Here is a 21,976-nt window from a genome sequence, read left to right as displayed (position 1 = left end):
GCACAAGCTCTCTAAAAAGACCGGTCCACGAAAAATTCATGCATGTTTCTCGCAGGTTCGGCGCTACACTCCCATAATTACATTGACAATTTATCTACATTTTGTAGATGTATCACAGAATAATATTTTATACCGAGGTGGGACAAAACATGACAATGGGTAAGTGGGATTTCTGGATCGACCGTGGCGGCACCTTCACCGATATCGTTGCACGCACACCACAAGGAGAAATCCGCGCCCATAAAGTCCTCTCAGAAAACCCTGAGGCCTACAAAGACGCCGCCATTCAGGGCATTCGTGACCTCATGGGCGTTGCCAAAGACACCCGCATCCCATCCGACCAGATCGCCACCGTGAAGATGGGCACCACCGTCGCAACCAACGCGCTGCTGGAACGCAAAGGCGATCGCACCCTCCTGCTGATCACCAAAGGCTTCCGCGACGCGCTGGAAATCGGTTATCAAGCTCGCCCGGACATCTTCGCCAAAGAGATCATCAAGCCTGAGCTCCTTTACGACCAGGTTCTGGAAGCCGACGAACGCGTCCGCGCAGACGGCACTGTTGAAACCGCACCGAACTTAGACGATGTCAAAGCACAGCTGGAAGCCGCCTACGCAGACGGCATCCGTTCCATCGCTATTGTCCTGATGCACGCCTATGCGTACCCGGAGCACGAGAAGCAGCTGGCAGACATCGCCCGTCAGATCGGCTTCCCGCAGATTTCCGTCAGCCACGAAGTCTCCCCGCTTATGAAGCTGGTGGGCCGTGGTGACACTACTGTTGTCGATGCTTACCTCTCTCCAATCCTGCGTCGTTACGTTGATCAGGTGGCTGGCGAGCTCGACATCAAGAACACCGACTGCGTCTTATGTTCATGCAGTCTTCCGGCGGTCTGACTGATGCCTCCCTCTTCCAGGGCAAGGACGCAATCCTCTCCGGCCCGGCTGGCGGTGTTGTCGGCGCAGTTGAAACCTCCAAGATGGCAGGCTTCGAAAAGCTCATCGGCTTCGACATGGGCGGCACCTCCACAGATGTGTCCCACTTCGACGGCGAGTTTGAGCGCGCGTTTGAGACTGAAGTGGCTGGTGTCCGCATGCGCGCGCCAATGATGATGATCCATACCGTTGCTGCGGGTGGTGGTTCCATCCTCCATTACAAAGACGGACGCTTCCAGGTTGGCCCGGATTCCGCTGGTGCAAACCCAGGTCCAAAATGTTACCGCCGCGGCGGCCCGCTCACTGTTACCGACGCGAACGTCATGACAGCCAAGCTCAACGCGGACTACTTCCCGAAAATCTTTGGCCCGAACCAGAATGAGCCTTTGGCAATCGAAGAAGTCAAAGACGCCTTCAACGCACTGGCTGCTGAAATCGGCGATGGCCGCACCGGCGAGGAAGTCGCTGAAGCTTCCAGAAGATCGCCGTTGAGAACATGGCCAACGCCATCAAGAAGATCTCCGTTCAGCGCGGCTACGACGTCACCGAGTATGCCCTCACCTGCTTCGGCGGTGCTGGTGGCCAGAGCGCCTGTATGGTGGCGGACAGCCTCGGCATGAAAACCGTGATCGTGCACCCGCTCTCCGGCATCCTTTCTGCTTACGGCATGGGCCTTGCGGATATCCGCGCCACCCGTCAGCAGGCCGTCGTCAAAACCCTTAACACCGACAACCTCTCCGCTCTGGAAGAGCTGGCTCAGCGCCTAGCAACAGACGCCAAGACCGAGGTCGAAAATCAGGGCGTTGCGGAAGACGAGCTCACCGTCATCCCACGCGCGCACCTGCGTTACGATGGCACCGACACCCCAATCGCAGTGGATCTGAACACCGGTGATCTGGACGCAATGATCGCGTCCTTCACTCAGAACCACATCAAACAGTTCGGCTTTGCCTACGAGAACAAGACCATCGTGGTCGAAGCACTCGAAGTGGAAGCCGTCGGCGGCGGCGCTGGTCTGCTTGAACCAGATGAAGCACTTGCTTCACAGGCACCTGCAATCGCAGAGCAGACCCAGTTCTACGCAAACGGCAAATGGCAGGACGCGTCCATCCTCAAGCGTGATGCATTCCAGCCGGGCATGAAGCTGCAAGGCCCTGCCCTCATCATGGAACCGCACGCGACCATCGTTGTGGAACCGGGCTGGCTGGCAGAGGTCAACGCCAAGAACCACATCATTCTAACCCGCAGTATCCCGCTGGAGAAGAAAGTTGCACTTGGCACCACCGCTGACCCGGTGATGCTGGAAGTGTTCAACAACCTCTTCATGTCCATCGCGGAACAGATGGGCGTCACCCTGCAGAACACCGCATACTCCGTAAACATCAAAGAACGCCTCGATTTCTCCTGCGCGGTCTTCGATCAAAACGGCGCTCTGGTTGCCAAGCTCCGCACATGCCAGTTCATCTGGGGTCCATGGACCGTTCTGTTGAGGCGATCATTTCCCTCAACAAAGGCAAGATCAGACCGGGCGATGTGTTCGCACTTAACGCCCCTTACAATGGCGGCACCCACCTGCCCGACATCACCGTTGTCTCTCCGGTCTTTGATGAGGACGACAAAGAAATCCTGTTCTGGGCTGCCTCCCGTGGTCACCATGCAGACGTGGGCGGTTCCGCTCCGGGCTCCATGACCCCGCTTGCCACAACAGTGGATGAAGAAGGTGTCCTGTTCGACAACTTCATGCTGGTGGATCAGGGCGAATTCCGCGAAGAAGCGCTGGTCGAGCTGCTCACCAACCACAAGTATCCAGTCCGCAACGTTCACCAGAACGTGGCTGACCTGAAAGCCCAGATCGCTGCAAACGAAAAGGGTGTTCAGGAACTGCGCAAGATGACAGACCACTTTGGTCTGGAAACCGTGCAGGCCTACATGGGCCACGTGCAGGACAACGCTGAAGAAAGCGTGCGCCGCGTGATTGAGGCTCTGGCAGACAGCACCTACGAATACCCAACGGATCAGGGCTCAACCATCAAGGTCAAGATCACCGTTGATAAGGAAAAGCGCGAAGCAACCGTGGACTTCTCCGGCACCAGTGAGATGAAGCCCAACAACTTCAACGCGCCGGAACCTGTCACCCGCGCCGCAGTGCTCTACTGCTTCCGCGTCATGGTCGAAGGCCACATTCCGATGAATGCAGGCTGCCTGCGTCCAATCAACATTGTGGTGCCGGAAGGCTCCATGCTGCGTCCGCATTACCCGGCAGCTGTTGTGGCAGGCAACGTGGAAACCTCACAGCACATCACCAACGCGCTATTCGCAGCGCTTGGTGCCATGGCAAACTCGCAAGTCCATGAACAACCTGACCTTCGGCAACGACACCTATCAGTACTACGAGACCCTGTGCTCCGGTTCTCCGGCAGGCCCAGGCTTCAACGGCACCGACGGCGTTCACGTTCACATGACCAACTCCCGCCTCACCGACCCTGAGGTTCTGGAGTTCCGCTACCCTGTGCTGCTGGAAGACTTCCACATCCGCAAGGGCTCAGGCGGCAAAGGCAAGTGGCATGCGGGTGACGGCACCAAACGCACCATCCGCTTCCTGGAGAAGATGGACTGCGCAATCCTTGCCTCCCACAGAACCATCGCACCAAAGGGCATGCAGGGCGGCGAAGATGGCCAGAAAGGCCGCACTTACGTGCGCCGCAACTCCGGCCAGATGGAAGAGCTGAAAGGCTGCGACCAGACCATCCTCGAAGCAGGCGAAGCAATAACAGTCGTCCCCCCAACCAGCGGCGGCTGGGGCACCCCTCAATAAGCAAAATAAGTTCCCATTAAACACCTACGCGGCCCATCCAGCCGGGCGTTTTTTATGAACGAGACAAACAAAATAATTTTCAGTAGGTTGCGATCCAAAGAGTTGGCTTTGACACCCTCCCAAAATCCGGCATGTATTACCTATGACATTACGCAAAGCGAATGTTTCAGATGCTTCAAGCATTGCAGCAATCTCGATTGAGGTTTGGATAGGCACCTACCTTAAGCGTGGTGTGAGCGCCTTTTTTGCAGACTACGCCTTAGACGAATTCACCCCCTCAAAGATCGAACGACTTATCTCTGACTCTAGCCAACACATCGTCGTTTCTGAGAATGAGCAAGGCATCGATGGTTTCATTCGGGTATCTTCAGATAGCAAAGCACCTGTATCAGGGTGTTCGGAAGTTGAAATCTCAACCTTTTATGTTCAGCCACGCCATCATGGGAAAGGCATCGGTAAACGTCTGCTATATGCAGCGTTTCAGCATTGCCGTGATGAAGCTGCCGAGTCTGTTTGGCTAACAACAAATGCAGAAAATGATCCCGCAATTGAGTTCTATCTCGCTCAGGGCTTCGAGCATGTTGGAGAGACACACTTCCGTATTGCTGATGAAGCGTATCTGAACAACGTGTACTCATATCGCTTGGCTTGATCCGGCCTCTGCCTTTTCATCAACAAACACCAACAGCACCACATGGCATCCCATGCAGTGGTGGAGTTAGGGTTCCCGATAATCGGGGTGAGCAAGGCGGCAGGCAATGCCTGCGCTGTTTGTTAGTAATGAGTCTTCGGCATTGGCTACACGCCTCGCCCGGATGTTTTTGCAGGAGGCTAAGGCCAAGGTCCAAAAGACACTTGGAAGACTTAAGGCCGTTGGAAAGCCTCAGGTCTCAGTGCTGGCGCCCTCTGATCTGGCCGGACATCCGCTATCCCTCAACACTGTTGGTGAAAGGGGAACCTCCACGGACCTGCTGCGAAATACGTTACCTTCCACAGTAGCCCCATCCAGCCCACGACCAACTGACGGACGGTCCGCCAGCAGCCCGTTACGTGGACCTGTAAAAAGCATAGATGCTCCAGAACCAGGGAGGATAAGTTTTTGCCTCAAAGATAACCTGTGATCAGACAATCCCAACTGCAGCCCGCAATCCCGGCAGGAGTTGAAACGCCATATAGGCTGCATAACACAGCAGAAAGAATAGCCCTTCCCTGCGGCTAACACGCCATCCCGTAACGCAGGCAATCGCCATCAAGATCACCGTGCCCACCATCACCCAGATATCGACCTGCGCGATCACAGGGGGAACGGGAATGGGCACAACAAGCGCAGTCACTCCGCCAATGCCGAATATGTTGAAGATGTTGCTGCCAACAATGTTGCCAAACGCAACCTCCACATGGCCTCGGATCGCCGCTATGGCTGAGGTGACAAGCTCTGGCAGAGAGGTGCCGATCGCAACCAGCGTCAGGCCAATCACCGCATCAGAAACGCCAATACTATGAGCAATAGCCACACTGGAGCTCACCAGCAGACTTGCACCGGTGATGATGCCAATCACACCAGCTGCGAAGATCCCGAGTCCCCACAGGATGGAGATGTTCGGATAGCTCGCCTGATCCGCTTCAGCCTCGTAGACGTCTCCGGAAGCTTGCTCCGCCCGCCGCTCCACCACGTAGGTGTAGATGGTATAGGCCAGCAGCAGCCCAACCAGAACGAAGCCAGCCCAGCGGGAGAGATATCCCGTCAGGATCACCGCCAGCAAGATCAGGCTGGAGAGGAGCAACACAGCCCCATCACGCTGAAAGGCTTCCCGCTTCACCGTAATCGGCAGGATCAACGCCGTGATACCCAGGATCAGCAGAACATTCGCAATGTTGCTGCCCACTATGTTCCCGATTGCAACACCGGGATATCCGGCAAACGCGCCTTGCAGGCTGGCCACGAGCTCTGGCATGGAGGTGCCAAAGCCCACCAGCGTCAGGCCAATAAAAAGTTTGGAAACACCCAGACGCGTGGCAACAGCCACACTTCCGCGCACCAGCGCTTCGCCGCCAACAAGCAGCAGCACAAGCCCCCCAATCAGTTGAAGGATCACCATTTTCCGAAAACTTCTCTGAAGCGCCATCTGCGCTTATCGTTTAGACAGAGATGGGATTGGGGATCCTTCGCTGGGTTTGCAAGTGGACGGGCCATCACATCACATTCAGCCAGAGTTCTTTGATGATGAGCCCCAGACCGGAAAAGAACATCATCACCAATACACAATAGCGGAACACCGCCGGGCTGAACCTTCGCCCGATATAGTTGCCGCTCTTGGTTCCGATGTAGACAAACACAAGCCCCGTGATAGAAATCGCAAACGCCCCCAGATGCAGCAGGCCCAGATAGGTCAGCCCCAGGATCATCATGGCTGTCACCACCGTGAAGAAGCTATTGATCGTCTGAATGAAATGGCTGCGCGGCAGGTCTAGCGACACAAGAAAGGGCGTAATCGGCATCAATTGAGATCCTGTCATCCCCGTCAGCAAGCCTGTTGAGAAACCAGAAAGTGAACTGCCTGCTTTCTCCCAATGAGTCCGCAGTCGCAGGTTCTTTGAAAACAGCGCATAGCCAACAAACGCCATGATGACAAAACCCAGTAGGATCGTCAGCCAGTGAGTGGACGCCCAGCTCAAAAACCAGAGACCAATCATCACCCCAGGAATGGAGAAGAGATAAATCCGCCAGAACCGATTGAAGGACTCGCGAAAGTAGCCAGCCTCATAAACTAGGATGAGATCACTAATCAGCCCCGGCACCACAATCAGCGGAATGCCCTTCTTCAACCCCACTGTGTAGGCAAGGATCGCAAGGCAGATTGTGGTAAAGCCCAGTCCCGCCAGCCCTTTCACAAAGGCCGCAAAGAAGAACGTGAACATGATGATAGCGATCTCAAAGGCCGTATACCCGAGATACTCTGCGGCCATCGCCATGTCTGCTTCCATTTCCATCATGAAGCAGAGCCTAGGCGCGAACCTGCAATAATCTCTATCATCTCCCGGCACAAACCGAGGAGATCCATAAACCACCAGTTAGCTTAAGGCGTGTGGAAGCATCTGAACGCGCTTGCTCAGAATGCCTTAAACAACAAGCTCACCCCAAGTCCGAAAAGCAGCAGCAGAACAGTGGCCCGGAACACCGAAGGCGACATCAACTGCCGCACCAGAGACCCCAGCTTGGTGCCGAAATACACAAAGACCAGCCCCAATGCGGAAACACCCAGCGCACTGAGATCCAGTAAGCCAAGATAGTAAAGTCCGCCTGCCATCACAAAAGACGACAGCGTGAAGGAGCAATTGATCGCCTGCACGAAGCGCTCACTGTTCAGGTTCAGCGACAGCAGATAGGGCATCACCGGCATGATCTGCGATCCGGTAATGCCGTTGACCACACCAGTGATGAACCCACTCACCGGCCCCAACAGACGCTCTATTTCCCGTGAGAGGGTCAGATTGGGTGTAAAGAAAGCAAACAAAGCATAGCTGATGAGCACACACCCCAGCACCACGACAGCTTCCTGCGCAGGGGCGATATCCAGAAACCACAGCCCCAACAGAATCCCCGGAATGGTCGCCAAAAGCATCCAGCGAAAGCGGCTCACCATTTCCCCGAAATATCCCGCATCGATCATCACCAGAATATTGCTGGTAATACTCGGCAGTAAGATGAGAGGAATTCCTCTTTTCAATCCCACCGCATAAACCAGAAACGGCAGGCAAGTAGTTGAAAACCCAAGGCCAGTCGCACCTTTAACAAACGCCGCGAAGAAAAAAGCCCCGGCAATCGCGGCGAGTTCAGTTGAGCTATACGCAATCTCCCACACAAAGAGATAACTGGAAAATTCTTTCAACATCTGGCACAACACACCTAACGTAATAGGAAACCTTATTCCCTATTGGAAAATCCATTAGATTTTTGTGAGAGCCCGTGAGCTATCACGTGGAGAGATAATGCAACTCTGGTTCAGACTTATACTTTATTTCCTTAAGTTCCCTTTTCGGGAAAAACTAGCAGATATGTTCAGCAAGTCTGTTGTGAGCCTGCGCGTTCTTCCCTCCGATATTGACATGAACATCCACCTCACCAACAGCCGCTATCTGGCCATGATGGACTTTGGCCGAGTGGATCATATGAGCCGCACCAAGCTGGGCAAAGCCATCTTCCGCAACAAGTGGACCCCGCTGGCCAACCACGCCACCGTCCGCTTCCGCCGTGAACTGCCATTCATGGAGCCCTTTAAGCTGGAAAGCGAGATCGTCTACTGGACGGAAGAAGCCGCGGTCATGGAACAGCGCTTCATCTTCACCCGAGGCCAGAAAAAGGGTATCGTCGCAGCAACCGGCCTCGTCCGTGTCAGCATGTATGACCGCGCGCAGAAAGCATTTGTGCCAACCACAACGGTACTGCAAGAAACCGACACCCCTGTCCGAGAGCTCAAACTGCAGCCGCATATCGAGGCCTTTTTGAAAGAAGAGAAGGCAATTCAGGCCTATGAACGCAAATCCGCTGGCATTGCTCCAATAGATTCATTAGAAATACCAGCTGCTGAAAACGATCAATCAAAGGCAGACAACAGAAAGCATGGCTGAGCAGACGTCCCTCCCGATCCTGTATTCATTCCGTCGGTGTCCCTACGCAATGCGCGCAAGATTGGGGTTGGTGGCCAGCCAGCGGGCAGTCGCCCTCCGCGAGATCATTCTGCGGGATAAGCCCGCCCACATGCTGGAAATCTCGCCTAAAGGAACCGTGCCTGTCCTCTTGCTCAACGACGGCACGGTGATTGAAGAAAGCCTGGACATCATGCTCTGGGCACTTCAGCAAAACGACCCACAAAGCTGGCTCTCACCGGAAACCGGCTCACTGGAAGAAATGCTGCAGCTCATCGAAGAGATGGACGGCGACTTCAAACGCAATCTGGACAGATACAAATACTCCACGCGCTACGAAGATGCTGACCCGGACGAGCACTACACCCTCGCCATCAAAGAGCTCTCAAAGCTCTCTGAGCGGTTGGAAAAGTCTGCATACCTGTTCGGAAACCGCCCTGCTTTGGCAGACCAGGCACTCTTCCCTTTCGTGCGCCAGTTCGCCAACTCAGATAAAGAGCGCTTTGAGAGAGAAGCCCCGCAGAGCGTAAAAAAATGGCTGCTCGAACGCATCGACCAGCCAGACTTCAAAACCGTCTTTGGCAAAAAGTGGAAGCCATGGTCACCCGAAGATGACCTTGTGCTCTTCCCGGAAGAAGCGGCTACACACGTCCTTTGAACAGCGCCACTTCACCAATCACCTCAATGGTCACATCCTTGAAGTACTTCTCCAGATTGGCCCGAAGGTCTTCAAGGTTATCCTGCTGGTTCGAGAAGATGCCCTTGCTGTTGTAAAACGCCATCAGCTTACGCGCAGCCCAGTTTGGCTTCTGCCCTTCCCCAAGAATGGTGGAGCCAAACAGAACCCCACCTTCATTCATCAGTGGCTTCAGGTTTTCAAACACCATGTACTTCTGCTTCATGCTGCCCGGCAGGCAGTGCAACAGATAGCCCAGATTGATGCTATCGAACTTGTCTTCCGACCACTCGATCGGCTCCAGAACATCCGCCTGCGCTGTGCTCACATTCGCAACCACCGCCCGTGCCTTCGCATAGTCCAGACATTGCGGGTTCAGGTCCATCAGCACCAGACGCGTGTCCTGCGGAAAACGGCCATGTTCCAGAAAATAACCACTGCCAACACCAACATCCAAATGGTTGCCGCTGACATTACGGTTGAAGAAACTCAGCGCCTTAGCAGCAGAACAACGCCACAGAAACGTGTTGGAGAACCGCAAAACCAGCAAGTCATAAATCCGCAAAGTCTTTTCGGAATAGACCTCTGCACCCGCTGTGCTGTCCAGATTCTCTTTGTTCATTTCTGCTCCAACCCTGTTCTGCGCCTTGCATAGATAGTCGCCTTACAAGAACTATAAGGCAAGCAAAACCCTACGTCATGGTTTTACACAGAACAACCGAGAGTTTGTAGCACCAGCTTTTCAAGTTCACCTGCTGGTGTCACTTCATCCCAGAAATGACGGTAAACCGTCTCGCCATCAAAGAACTCAGCCCCTTCACCATCAATGCTCACCAGCCCCCACTTGGAGGCACCCACCTTGAAGGTTCTGGAGGCAAAGCTGCCGATCTCATCGGCGTGGCGTTCATTCATACGAATAACCAGATCATGCGCCGTCGCCGCCAGCTGCTCGCGTCCTTCTTCAGAACTCAGAACATCTTCACGCGTCAGCAAGAAGGCCTTACCAAAGCCGCCATTCATGTTCACCCGCTCAACATGCAGCTGGTACCAATCAAAATCAGCAAAATCCACGTAGAGCTTGGCTTTTGGATGGCGCATCAGATAACGGTTGCGCAGCTCCGTGCACAGCGGATCGCCTTTGCTCAAGCGTTCAAATCGTCCAATCACAGTCAGACGTGGGTGCGCCAAAGGATCCCCCTTACCCGGCTCCCCAATCAGCAGTGACACACGCTGATCCTGCTCAAGGCACTGCGAATGGTTGGAAAGGCTGGAGGCCAGCATGAATGGAGCGCCAACAACATCCGAGCCAACGCCCACACGACTGACAATAGGATATCCGGTCTCCGGCTCAAGCACGGCAAGGGAAGCAAATCGAACCGTTCTGATCAGCTTTCTGGCAAGCGCGCATGCTTCATCGGTGGTCTCACGAATTGGATCTATCTTCTTTTCCATACCAACCTCACTTATCCGGTTCTGACCCTGCTCAGATTCTTCATTGTTGTCTATCTGCACTAAATAAGATGAAAAGCATACTCAACTTAAAATTCGGTAAGAAACACAGGTGCTGAACATTTTTTCTGGCAACTAATAAATTGATTTATATAGCTTTTCCATCTCATTCATCTACATGAACAGAAGATGAATGGCGCTCTCAAAGAAGGTTCAGGCCGTCTCTGGTTAATTAGTCTCAACAAACACGAAATACCGTTTACGGAGACGAAAATGGCTAAAGCATCAGCAGTAATTTCAGTAGCGCTTGCAGGGGCAATGATGTTGCCAGTCGTTTCTGCAGCTCAGGCAGGCCAAAGAAACAACACCTACATTGAAAACAACACCTATGTAGAGAACCACTACTACCACAAGCGGAAGAAGAAAAAGCACAAGAAGCACGGTATCAATGCAGGTGAAGCAGCTGCAATCGGCGTCATCGGTCTGGCAGCTGGCCTCATCATTGGCAATGCCGTCACACCACAGCCACAGTACGTTGCACCACCACGCCCGGCCTACCGTCCACCAGCGCCAGCGTATCGCCCACCGGCACCTGCGTACCGTCCACCAGTGGTCGTGCATCAGCCAGCCCCGGTTTACCACGCACAGGCTGTAGCCCCAGCCCCGTGGTCACCAGCATGGTTCGCATACTGCACCAACAAATACAGAAGCTTTAACCCGAACACCGGCACTTACCGCACCTACTCTGGCAAAAACCGTTTCTGCCAGTAAGTCCTGTCATCACAGCAAACGCCCGCTTGAGAGAGATAAAGCCCCGTCTCGATCAGGCGGGCGTCTCCTATTTGCAAACCCGGTACTTGCAATCCTTGCCGTGACACCCCTGATCAAAGTGCAAGTGGTCACGATGGTATCGGTCAGCATCCGGCCCAAGCACAGTGGTAAAGCGCTCACACGCTCCTTTGTGCAGGCTGCTCAGAAAACGCACTTCAGCAGAAGACCCATCCCAACCTTCTTCAACCGTCACTTCACGACCATCAGAGAGATGGAAACCGGCAATATCAATTGCATTGCCCTTGCCATGTTCTGAGAGTTTGGCACCACGCTGATTGTTCCGACCGCGGCAAGCATACCCCGCCGCCGTACGAATGCGGGTTATGGAAACTCCCAGTTCACGGCGTGCAGCAGGCACGGCCACATCCTGCAGCCAGCCATCCAGCTGTTGAGCCAGAGAACATTCAATCTGCACAGGCATAGTCAGGCCAATTTCCTGCCCGCCAGCGACAACAGAGCGTAAGGAGACGGGCTGGTCAATACCGCAACCGCCCGGTCCATCAACGCTTTCCAGCACTTCAACACTCCACCCGCGCAACACACACATCTTGGCATTGCCGGCAGGCGGAAAGACGCGCTGGTTTTCAATCGGCACAGGAACCAGCGAAAGCGGTTTTCCGGTTGGAGTCGGAAACTGTTGAGCTGGCAGTTTGCTCTGCGGAAGAGGCATCGGAGGCAGCAACGTTGTGTTGCCGAAATAAGGGCGAGCTTTTGGCATCGGTGTAGCACCAACTTGTGCAGCACCAATACACATGCCAGCAACAAGCGCGGCCGAAAGTGTTCTGAGCGCAGCGCGCGCGCCTGTCGTGTAACCCACCTCGAAATCCCCGATTTGAACAGCTGTTTGCCCGGCGCTGTTCCTGATTCATTGCTGAATGTTTCTGAATTGCGGCCCGAAATGTCATGAATGTTTTAAACTATCCACGTCCAATTCACCGCAGGAGAAAAAATATCACAACCCCAATAGTATTCCGGGAGTTGCAAAAATCCTGCTTATTGATTTGACAGAGGAAACGCAAGAATTCCCTTGGTCTTTCACAAAACAACCTGAATGTATCCTCCGGCTTTACACAAATTATTTGCAGTAGGAATTTTAAGTGATCTTCGCCTGTTTTCTAGCAGCGCCATGAAATATGGCATTTTTTTGCTTCCTAACGTGGCTCCCGTCACATAAGCTTCAAGCAGCTAGTGAGTAACGGGAGATAAATCCATGACTGTCACACGAAGCTTTAACGCCATCGCAATCACATTTGCATTCGCATTTGTTGCCGCGGTTGTTATCGGCCTACTGTAGACCCCTCCCCCCATGCTTACGAAGTCCTTCAAGAACAAAAATCAGAAGGCACCAACAATCCAGATGCACAAAGAAACCCACCTTGTTTCCAAGGTGGGCTCCAGATGAGACATTGATTTGTCGGGGTATTATGCAGCCACTGCTGTCAGGCCCGCCATTGTGTTCTGCGCTTTCTCAATCGCACCATCGCGATCAACAGCAACGCCTTCCGCTGCAATCACTTCCACATCAGTAATACCGATGAAGCTCAGTACCTGCTTGAGGTAAGGCACTGCAAAGTCCGCAGGGGAGCCAACAGGCACGCCGCCAGTTGCTGCTATAATGTAAGCCTTCTTGCCCTTCAGCAGGCCTTCTGGGCCGTATTCTGTGTACTGGAAGGTCACACCAACACGCGCCACCTGATCAACCCAGGCCTTCAGCACAGCTGGAACAGAGAAGTTATAGATCGGCGCACCAATCACAAGAACATCAGCTTCCTTCAGTTCTGAGATGAGTGTGTCAGACAGAGCAAGACCAGCTCTCTGATCTTCGTTGCGCTGCTCTTCAGGGGTGTAAGCAGCACCAATCCAGCTCTCATCAATGAATGAGACAGGCTGGTTGAGGTCGCGCACGATAACTTCATCACCGACGTTGGAAAGCTTGCCAACCAGCTCATCCGCAAGCTGACGGGTGACGGAGGTTGAAGTTGCGGCTGAACTGTCGATCTTCAGAATTGTCTTTTTCATCTGTCATCTCCAATAGCGTATTCCTGAAAAAAGACTCCGGCTTTCGGAGAGGAATACCTGACATTCTCAGTGCCCCTGAACAGGAGCGATTGTTTTCTCCTGAACATACATAGTCGAACCACAGCGAATGATTAGATCACTATTTGGAAACAGTCTTTGCACGCATCATCGACAATCCCAGCAAAGAAAAAGGGCTGCAAGTTTCCTCGCAGCCCTGATTAATCTTTAATTTTCAGCGCGTTATTCCGCAGCTTCACGAGCCATCGGATTATAATTCAGGATTGGTGCCAACCAGCGCTCTGCTGTTTCCAGATCCCAGCCCTTACGAACCGCATAATCCTGAACCTGATCCCGCTCGATCTTGCCAACACCAAAGTAATGGCTGTCGGGGTGCGAGAAGTAGAGACCGGACACAGCTGAACCAGGCCACATCGCATAGCTCTCGGTCAGAGAAATACCTGTCTGCGCTTCCGCATCAAGCAGCTCCCACAGAGTACCCTTCTCAGTATGATCAGGCTGTGCCGGATACCCCGGAGCCGGACGAATACCGTCATACCCTTCTGCAATCAGCTCAGCATTGGAAAGGCCTTCGTTTGGTGCATACGCCCAAAGCTCAGTACGCACCAGCTGGTGCATACGTTCTGCAAGCGCTTCCGCAAGACGGTCCGCAATCGCCTGACTGAGGATCTTGTTGTAGTCGTCACCTGCATCCGCATAGCGCTTGGCAAGCACGTCCTCACCAATACCAGCAGTAACAGCAAAGCCACCAACATAATCCGGAATGCCGCTTTCAACCGGCGCAACAAAGTCCGCCAGCGCCACATTGCCACGATCAGAGGAAGAACGGTCCATCTGCTGACGAAGCGTGTAAAGACGCTTCAGCTCTTCTGTACGGCTCTCATCAGTGTAAAGCACCAGATCATCGCCATCCTGCGCACATGGCCAGAAACCAACCACAGCATTTGCCTGAAGCAGCTTGCCGTCCACGATCTCCTTCAGCATCTCCCGCGCATCATTGTAAAGCGCCTGAGCTGCCGGTCCGTAACGATCATCCGTCAGAACCGCCGGATAAGCCCCTTTGATCTCCCAGGTCGCGAAGAACGGTGTCCAGTCGATGTAGTCCACCAGCTCTTCCAGAGAGAAGTCTGTGAAGGTCTTGGTGCCGAGGAACTTCGGCTTGGTTGGCGTGTGCGTTTCAAAATCCGGCTTAAAGCGGTTTGCCCGCGCCTTCTCAATGCTCGCGCGCACCTTCTTGTTCCGCGCCGCCGCATGCTTCTCAGCAACATCCACGTACTCAAGGCGAGTGTTCTCGTAGATTTCCTCACGACCACCCTCAGCCATCAGACGAGACGCAACACCAACCGCACGGCCAGCATCCGTCACATAGATCGCCTGACCCTTGGAGTAGTTCGGGTGGATCTTAACCGCCGTATGCACACGAGAGGTCGTCGCGCCACCGATCAGCAGCGGAATATCGAGCCCCTCACGCTCCATCTCGGAGGCCACGTGACACATTTCATCAAGCGAAGGCGTAATCAGACCGGAAAGTCCGATGATGTCCACGTTGTGCTTCTTCGCTTCATCAATGATCTTCGCTGTCGGCACCATCACGCCAAGGTCAATCACTTCGAAGTTGTTACACTGCAGAACAACGCCAACGATGTTCTTGCCGATGTCGTGCACATCACCCTTCACAGTCGCCATCAGGATCTTGCCGTTGGATGAGCTCTCATCCAGACCAAGCTCCTTCTTCTCCTGCTCAAGGTAAGGCATCAGGTAAGCAACCGCCGCTTTCATCACACGGGCAGATTTCACCACCTGCGGCAGGAACATCTTACCCGCTCCAAATAGATCACCCACCACGTTCATGCCGTCCATCAGCGGACCTTCAATCACGTGCAGCGGACGATCCGCCTTCTGGCGGGCTTCTTCCGTATCTTCAACAATGAAGTCAGTGATACCGTGAACCAGAGAGTGTTCCAGACGCTTCTCAACGGTGCCTTCGCGCCAGGTCAGATCAACTTCACGCTTCTTGCCACCAGCACCCTTGAACTTCTCAGCAGCATCCAGCAGGCGATCCGTGGAGTCAGAACGACGGTTCAGCACCACATCTTCACAAAGCTCACGCAGTTCCGCAGGCAGATCATCATAAACCGCCAGCTGCCCCGCATTCACGATGCCCATATCCATGCCCGCCTGAATGGCGTGATACAGGAACACAGAGTGCATCGCTTCACGAACAGGCTCGTTACCACGGAAGGAGAACGACAGGTTGGACACACCGCCAGAGATATGCGCATAAGGCAGATTCTCTGAAATCCAGCGCGTCGCTTCAATAAAGTCCACGCCGTAGTTGTCATGCTCTTCAATACCGGTAGCAACGGCAAAGATGTTCGGATCGAAGATGATATCTTCCGGTCCAAAACCAACCTTGTCGACCAGCACATCATAAGAGCGCTTACAGATCTCGATCTTGCGTTGAAGCGTGTCCGCCTGACCGGTCTCGTCAAACGCCATCACAACAACAGCAGCGCCATAACGACGGATCAGCTTAGCCTGCGCGATGAAGTTCTCCTCTCCCTCTTTCAGGGAGATGGAGTTCACCACGGCCTTGCCCTGCACGCACTTCAGACCAGCTTCGATCACAGTCCACTTGGAACTGTCGATCATCACCGGAACCTTCGCGATATCCGGCTCAGCCGCAATCAGGTTGAGGAAGGTGACCATGGCTTCTTCACTGTCCAGAAGCCCTTCATCCATGTTGATGTCGATGATCTGTGCACCATTCTCCACCTGAGAGCGCGCCACATCCAGCGCCGTGGTGTAATCATCATTCTTGATCAGCTTACGGAACCGCGCGGAACCCGTCACGTTGGTCCGCTCACCCACGTTCACAAAGTTCACGTCCTTGGTGAAGGTAAATGGCTCCAGACCAGACAAACGCATCAGGCGCGGAACTTCCGGCAGTGCGCGTGGCGGCAAACCTTCAACAGCATCTGCAACTGCTTTGATGTGCTCTGGAGTCGTACCACAACACCCACCAACCACGTTCACAAGGCCAGCTTCAGCAAACTCTTTCAAAAGCCCAGCCATGTATTCCGGGCTCTCATCATACTCACCAAACTCGTTCGGCAAACCAGCATTTGGATAAGCACAGACCAGCGTATCAGCCACACGGGAAATCTCATCCACGTGCGCACGCATTTCTTTCGCACCCAGCGCACAGTTTAGGCCAACTGTAAACGGCGCTGCATGGCGAACGGAGTTCCAGAATGCTTCAGGAGTCTGGCCGGACAGCGTACGTCCGGAAAGGTCAGTGATCGTACCGGAGATCATCACCGGCAGCTTCACACCCTTCTCTTCAAACACCTCATCAATCGCAAACAAAGCCGCTTTTGCGTTCAGTGTATCAAAGATGGTTTCAACAAGGATCAGATCACAGCCACCGTCGATCAGACCACGTGTTGCTTCAGCATAGGAGTCTTTCAGATCATCAAAGGAAACCGCACGGAAACCCGGATTGTTCACATCAGGAGAGATGGAAGCTGTCCGGTTGGTTGGTCCAAGACCACCAGCCACAAAGCGGCGGCGGGATGGATCGATCTCTTTCATCTGCTCAACAGCTTCACAGCAAAGGCGCGCGCCTTCTTTGTTCAGCTCATAGACGATGCTCTCCATCGCATAATCAGCTTGCGCAATGGAGGTTGAGGAGAAGGTGTTGGTCTCAATGATATCCGCGCCCGCCTTCAAATACTGAAGGTGGATGTCCCGAATGGCATCCGGCTGCGTCAGGATCAAAAGGTCGTTGTTACCCTTCAGGTCCTGGTTCCAGCTTTTGAAGCGCTCACCTCTGAACTGCTCTTCGCTAAACTGAAGATTCTGGATCATAGTTCCCATGGCGCCATCCAGAACAAGGATACGCTCCTTGGCGGCTGCTTCTAGGGCTGCAAAAATGTCCGAACCGGTCTTTTTCACCTGCAAACTCATGGGATCCGATCTTTTCTAGTACTTTATTTTGTGCGGGTCACGGCTGGGCCGTAACCCGATAATTATCTCTGCTGACGTGGATTAGGTTCAGGCGGCTACAGATGCTTTCACATCCTGTTTTGCCCGAAGTCCAAGCATGTGGCAGATCGCGTAAACGAGGTCCGCCTTGTTCATGGTGTAGAAGTGGAAGTCCTCAACACCGTCATCGGCAAGGCTCATCACCTGCTCAGCCGCCACCGCTGCTGCAACCAGCTCACGGGTGCGAGGGTCATCATCCAAACCATCAAACCGATGCGCCAACCATCCTGGTACAGAAGCACCAGTCTTCTTCGCAAACCCGGAAATGCCCTTGAAGCTGGTCACAGGAACAATGCCCGGAATGATCGGAATGTTGATGCCAGCCGCACGAACGCGGTCCACATAGCGGAAGTAATGGTCGTTATCGAAGAAGAACTGAGTGATCGCACGGGTCGCACCCGCATCCACCTTTGCCTTCAGCACATCCAGCTCAGCGTCCCAGCTTGGAGATTCAGGGTGCTTCTCCGGATAGGCAGAAACAGAAACCTCAAAATCACCAATCGTCTTGATGGAAGCCACCAGATCAGCGGTAGACTGATAACCACCCTCATGCGGATGGTAGGCCTCACCAAGACCAGCAGCCGGGTCACCACGCAGCGCCACAATGTGACGAACGCCAGCATCCCAGTAAGCCTGAATGACTTCGTTCACTTCTTCCTTGGTGGCATCTACACATGTCAGGTGAGCCGCTGGCTTCAGAGCAGTCTCATTTACAATACGCGAAACGGTAGAGTGAGTACGTTCACGGGTCGATCCGCCAGCACCGTAGGTGACGGATACAAAGCTTGGGCTCAGAGGCTCAAGCCGTTTGATTGACGACCAAAGCTGTTGCTCCATCTTCTCGCTCTTTGGAGGGAAAAACTCGAAAGAAACGGAGATGTCAGAGGCTCCATTGAGCCTAAAACGGCGATCGATACTATGTTCGCTCATAACTAAGCAAGCTCCTTGGTCGGATCCGCTACAGGCAGGTCGGTCACAACCCGACGATCCTGAGCGAGCCAAAGGGTAACAGTTAATTTGTCTTTTTCCCCCGCGCCCGGGGTAAGATCATTCGTTGAAACAAGCTCCAGATCAGCTTCTGCAAGCCAATTGCCCACTTGTTCCTGAGAAAAGCCAAGACGACGATGCGCATGCTTTTCCCGCAAAAACTCCAGTTCGTGAGGAGCAAAATCAACGAGCAAGAGGCGACCACCCGGCCGTAAAGTACGGGCAGCTTCCAAAATCGCCCGCCCAGGCTCTTCCAGATAGTGAAGAACCTGATGAACCACCGTCAGATCAGCTGTGTCCGGTGCAATCGGAAGCGCATAAATATCGCCCTGACGCACCTGTGCTTTCTGCAAGCCCACACGGTCCAGATTGGCCCGCGCCACAGAAAGCATGTTCTGGCTGGTATCAATGCCAATGCCACGCTCATATTGCTCGCTGAACAGTTCCAGCAAACGTCCGGTTCCAGTCCCAAGGTCTAGGAGGGTATCAAAGGACTTGGCCCCCACAAGCGCACGCATAGCAGCTTCGACAGCAACTTCAGGAACATGAAGACTACGCTCCTTGTCCCAGTTGTTGGCACGTGCTGCAAAGAAAGCCGCCGCTTCCTCCGCCTTCGCACGACGCAACGACACCAAACGGTCATGGTCAGCAGCAAGCACCGGATCACTCTGCTGGCTTTGCGCAACAATGCGCCGTGCCAACTCTGCCGGGCCGCCTTCACCAAGACGGTAATAAACCCAGGCCCCTTCCGGATAACGCTTGATCACCCCGGCCTCACACAGAAGCTTCAGGTGGCGCGAAATCCGAGGCTGGCTCTGCCCAAGAATGACTGTCAGATCCTTCACGGTTAGCTCGCCAAGCACAAGCAAAGCAAGCAGACGAATACGTGTCGTCTCACCACAGGCACGCAAGCAGCCCACCAAATCCTCTACCGGGAGTTTGCCTTCTGGTTCATTATTTACTGTCGTTATCAAGCCTATTACCGCCGCCAACTGATCGAATAATATGATATAAAGATATCTTTATACGTATAAGAACTCGATGACAAGGAGGAACATTCCCTTCTCGCACCAAAAGAGGAATAGTTTTTCTGAGTTTTCCTTGAAAATTGGCTGATCAAATTTCAACTCTGACATTCCCATGGGTCAAACAGAGCGAAAAACCGCCAATTTGCGGCGTTTATGCCTTGGAAGGATTATCCGGGTCATCGTCTTCAACAATCGGTAAAACAGCACCACCCATCGCCTTTTTCTGTGAGTCAGAGAAAGACTGGCCTCTCACAGCCCCTTCATCGATCCTCACTTTCACCTCACGGTGGGCAAATGTGATGCCTTCGCGGTTAAAGATCTCCCGAATGCCTGCAAACACAGCCTTCCTCAGAATGTACTGATCCCCTGGCCGCGTCGTGAACTTCACGCGCACGATCATCGCGGAATCTTCCAGCGCAGTGATGCCTTGTGATTGAAGCGGCTCCAGAAACTTCGGCCCCAACTCAGGATCATTGAGCAGTTTGTCTCCAAGCTGAGAGATCAACTCCCGCATCCGGTCTACATCCGTATCATAAGTAACCCGAAACGCCAGCTTCATCATGGTCCAGTCACGGGAGGAGTTCTTCACGAAAGACAGGTTGCCAAAGGGAACCGTGTTCAGAAGACCATCAGACTGACGCAGTTGCATGGACCGGATGGAGATCCGCTCAACCGTCCCTTCCACATTGTTGGTCACATAGATGTACTCACCCGTGCGGAAAGCATCATCCAGCAGGAAGAACGCACCTGAAAAGATGTCTTTGATCAGCGTCTGTGCCCCAAAGCCAACAGCAAGCCCGACAACACCAGCGCCGGCAAACAACGGGCCGATGTTCACCCCGATCTCTGACAAAGCAACCATGCCGGAAAGCACCACAATAGAGATCAGCAGAAAGTTCCGTAGGATTGGAAGCAGCGTCGCCAACCGCCCCATCTTGGCCTGCCCACTCTTGTCGCTTTCAGAGATCTCGATCTGACGCTGAATGGTAATGTGAACAGCCTGATAGGCCATGTAGCCAAAGAACACGATCAACGCCACTTCAACCAGATTGCCAAACAGCCCATCCTGCTTGAAGAGATTGATCCCCCACGCTTCGATGATGACCGCCAGACCAAACATCAGCGTCACCAAACGGGCACCATGGTCTAGTAGCTGCCGATAGGGCTGTCGCCCAGCTTCCTTGTCCGCGGCCAACGCCCGCGCCTCAGCGTTGACTTCCTCTTGGTTGTAAGTGTGCCCCGCTCTTTCCTCTACCTGCACAATCTCTTCAACAAACGCATCTTGCAGCTTGTCGATGTTGATCGGCGGTAACAGCCATTTATCAATGACGAGAAGAAGAATGCCGTAGAGCAACACGCTGGCAAAGATCGCAACAATCGGAGCAAGCAGCAGCAAACTGTCGTAGGTCAGCCCCAACAGCAGCCGGTGCGCAAACACCAGCCACGCCACCAGAAAGTAAGCCAGAGCTGCCAGATGCCAGTTCTGACTAAACAACCGCCGCCAGACCCGGCGCCGTTGAGCTGGATCTTGCTGACCTGAAAACCAGTTCCCGATCGGCCTGCGATAAATGTAGCAGATCACTGCAGCGGACACGGCCAGGAACAACCCACTCTGCAAATCCAGAATACGCTGCGCATTGGCATTAAGCGACAAGTGGCTCATCCACCTGCCAAACGCCAGAAGAAAGAAGGCCACGCCACCACAGAAAACAATGGCATGTAGAAAGGATCGCGCCACCTGATCATCCAGCGGCACCACCCGGTGATGCTCATTTCCAACAGCCAGAAAGTTTCGCGTAAAGACAAGCAGCAGACGGAAGAAGAAGTAGAAGCTGGCGAAGATCAACGCCGCATGCCGCACACTCTCCGTGTTATCCGAGATCACGAGGATAAGTGCGAAGGTCACAATCACATGCAGAAAGATCGCTGCCACCTGCACCAGTGACCGGGAGAACAGAAAACCAATCTTCTCCGCCCTGCTCTCTGGCTTACCCCGATAAAACCGCAGCAACCGCTTGGCAAACAACTTGTCAGCCAGCAGCTCCACCACAAAGCCAATGGTGACAGCAAACAGCGTCAACGCAAAAATCTGCCAGACCCAGGAAACGTTAGTATCAGGCCGCGCCCGTTCCAAAGCGTTGTGAACATGAACCGGAAAGTTACCCAGATCCAACAAGACAGCATTCAGGGACTCGCTGGAACGATCGATATTCTCCAGCGAGAACAGCTCAAGGCCATTCGACAGTCCAAAGACCAGCTCTTCATTGCCCATAGCAGCAGGTGCGCTCTGCACCATCATCTCCTGCTCTTCAACCATGGGAGCTGCAACAGCGGAAGTTCCTGTTTCCGCCGTTTGCGCGGCCACAAAACTGATGTGCAACAGGAGCCCCATACCAACCAGAACAAGCAGCGTCAGAAAGGAGATAAGGAAATTAAGGAAGCGATCCGCTTTAGCACTGTCAGAAGAAACTTTTTTGCTTTTTCTTACTTGCATCAATCCTGCTTTGGCTACACGACCCAATCA

General features: G+C 53.6%; 16 protein-coding genes and 1 pseudogene. 5 read left to right on the top strand and 12 right to left on the bottom strand.

Translation table 11 applies throughout. The features are described from left to right. Positions 1-149 precede the first annotated feature (149 nt). Together JCM12308_RS33125 and JCM12308_RS23165 are read left to right on the top strand one after the other, a co-directional pair. A pseudogene (locus JCM12308_RS33125) lies at positions 150-3,750 on the top strand (hydantoinase B/oxoprolinase family protein). A 142-nt stretch (positions 3,751-3,892) separates the two neighbouring features. Beyond that, entirely contained in the window at positions 3,893-4,402 is a 510-nt protein-coding gene (locus JCM12308_RS23165; protein WP_054785220.1) for a GNAT family N-acetyltransferase, read from the top strand. Between the two features lie 231 nt (positions 4,403-4,633). Here JCM12308_RS23165 and JCM12308_RS28395 read toward each other — a convergent pair whose 3' ends face one another. The 4 genes from JCM12308_RS28395 to JCM12308_RS23150 form a co-directional block, all read right to left on the bottom strand. Continuing rightward, positions 4,634-4,819, bottom strand: a complete 186-nt coding sequence (locus JCM12308_RS28395) for a hypothetical protein (RefSeq protein WP_164845349.1) — start codon at positions 4,817-4,819, stop codon at positions 4,634-4,636. A 52-nt stretch (positions 4,820-4,871) separates the two neighbouring features. After that, entirely contained in the window at positions 4,872-5,849 is a 978-nt protein-coding gene (locus JCM12308_RS23160) for a calcium/sodium antiporter (RefSeq protein WP_054785219.1), read from the bottom strand. A gap of 94 nt (positions 5,850-5,943) precedes the next feature. Beyond that, positions 5,944-6,744: a sulfite exporter TauE/SafE family protein gene (locus JCM12308_RS23155; protein ID WP_014286639.1), complete on the bottom strand. Its 801-nt coding sequence runs from the start codon at positions 6,742-6,744 to the stop codon at positions 5,944-5,946. 116 nt (positions 6,745-6,860) lie between these two features. Beyond that, positions 6,861-7,643 (bottom strand): sulfite exporter TauE/SafE family protein, encoded by a 783-nt coding sequence (locus JCM12308_RS23150; RefSeq protein ID WP_054785218.1) that lies wholly within the window; start codon positions 7,641-7,643, stop codon positions 6,861-6,863. A 163-nt stretch (positions 7,644-7,806) separates the two neighbouring features. On the opposite strand from JCM12308_RS23150, the gene JCM12308_RS23145 reads away from it, so the two are divergent. Then, entirely contained in the window at positions 7,807-8,379 is a 573-nt protein-coding gene (locus JCM12308_RS23145) for a thioesterase family protein (RefSeq protein WP_208608800.1), read from the top strand. Continuing rightward, on the top strand, positions 8,372-9,055 hold the full coding sequence (locus tag JCM12308_RS23140) for a glutathione S-transferase (RefSeq protein WP_083416657.1): 684 nt from the start codon (positions 8,372-8,374) through the stop codon (positions 9,053-9,055). Before JCM12308_RS23145 ends, JCM12308_RS23140 begins: the two co-directional genes overlap by 8 nt. On the opposite strand, the gene JCM12308_RS23135 is transcribed toward JCM12308_RS23140, so the two are convergent. Then, positions 9,039-9,695: a class I SAM-dependent methyltransferase gene (locus JCM12308_RS23135; RefSeq protein ID WP_054785216.1), complete on the bottom strand. Its 657-nt coding sequence runs from the start codon at positions 9,693-9,695 to the stop codon at positions 9,039-9,041. The genes JCM12308_RS23140 and JCM12308_RS23135 overlap by 17 nt on opposite strands. Before the next feature lie 83 nt (positions 9,696-9,778). After that, entirely contained in the window at positions 9,779-10,525 is a 747-nt protein-coding gene (locus tag JCM12308_RS23130; protein ID WP_054785233.1) for a HugZ family pyridoxamine 5'-phosphate oxidase, read from the bottom strand. A 270-nt stretch (positions 10,526-10,795) separates the two neighbouring features. Between JCM12308_RS23130 and JCM12308_RS23125 the strand changes: the two genes are divergently transcribed. Beyond that, the gene (locus JCM12308_RS23125) at positions 10,796-11,293 is read left to right on the top strand and encodes a BA14K family protein (protein WP_008547411.1); all 498 of its coding nucleotides are present in this window, start codon (positions 10,796-10,798) and stop codon (positions 11,291-11,293) included. A gap of 67 nt (positions 11,294-11,360) precedes the next feature. On the opposite strand, the gene JCM12308_RS23120 is transcribed toward JCM12308_RS23125, so the two are convergent. From JCM12308_RS23120 to JCM12308_RS23095, 6 genes are all read right to left on the bottom strand, one after another. Beyond that, positions 11,361-12,170, bottom strand: a complete 810-nt coding sequence (locus tag JCM12308_RS23120; RefSeq protein WP_054785215.1) for an extensin-like domain-containing protein — start codon at positions 12,168-12,170, stop codon at positions 11,361-11,363. 605 nt (positions 12,171-12,775) lie between these two features. Continuing rightward, a complete protein-coding gene (locus JCM12308_RS23115; RefSeq protein WP_054785214.1) occupies positions 12,776-13,372 on the bottom strand; it encodes an FMN-dependent NADH-azoreductase in 597 nt (198 codons plus the stop codon). A 240-nt stretch (positions 13,373-13,612) separates the two neighbouring features. Next, positions 13,613-17,359 (bottom strand): methionine synthase, encoded by a 3,747-nt coding sequence (metH, locus tag JCM12308_RS23110; RefSeq protein WP_054785213.1) that lies wholly within the window; start codon positions 17,357-17,359, stop codon positions 13,613-13,615. 87 nt (positions 17,360-17,446) lie between these two features. Then, positions 17,447-18,367 carry a methylenetetrahydrofolate reductase [NAD(P)H] gene (metF, locus tag JCM12308_RS23105; RefSeq protein WP_075698749.1) on the bottom strand — a complete coding sequence of 307 codons (921 nt, stop codon included), beginning with the start codon at positions 18,365-18,367 and terminating at the stop codon, positions 17,447-17,449. Between the two features lie 2 nt (positions 18,368-18,369). Further along, a complete protein-coding gene (locus JCM12308_RS23100; RefSeq protein WP_054785212.1) occupies positions 18,370-19,344 on the bottom strand; it encodes an ArsR/SmtB family transcription factor in 975 nt (324 codons plus the stop codon). Positions 19,345-19,603: 259 nt separating this feature from the next. Further along, positions 19,604-21,946, bottom strand: coding sequence for a mechanosensitive ion channel family protein (locus tag JCM12308_RS23095; RefSeq protein WP_054785211.1), 2,343 nt, complete (start codon positions 21,944-21,946; stop codon positions 19,604-19,606). Positions 21,947-21,976 lie beyond the last annotated feature (30 nt).

The sequence above is a fragment of the Pseudovibrio denitrificans JCM 12308 genome (genome assembly GCF_001310815.1).
GTDB lineage: Bacteria > Pseudomonadota > Alphaproteobacteria > Rhizobiales > Stappiaceae > Pseudovibrio > Pseudovibrio denitrificans.
This window is presented reverse-complemented; position numbering and strand designations above follow the sequence as displayed.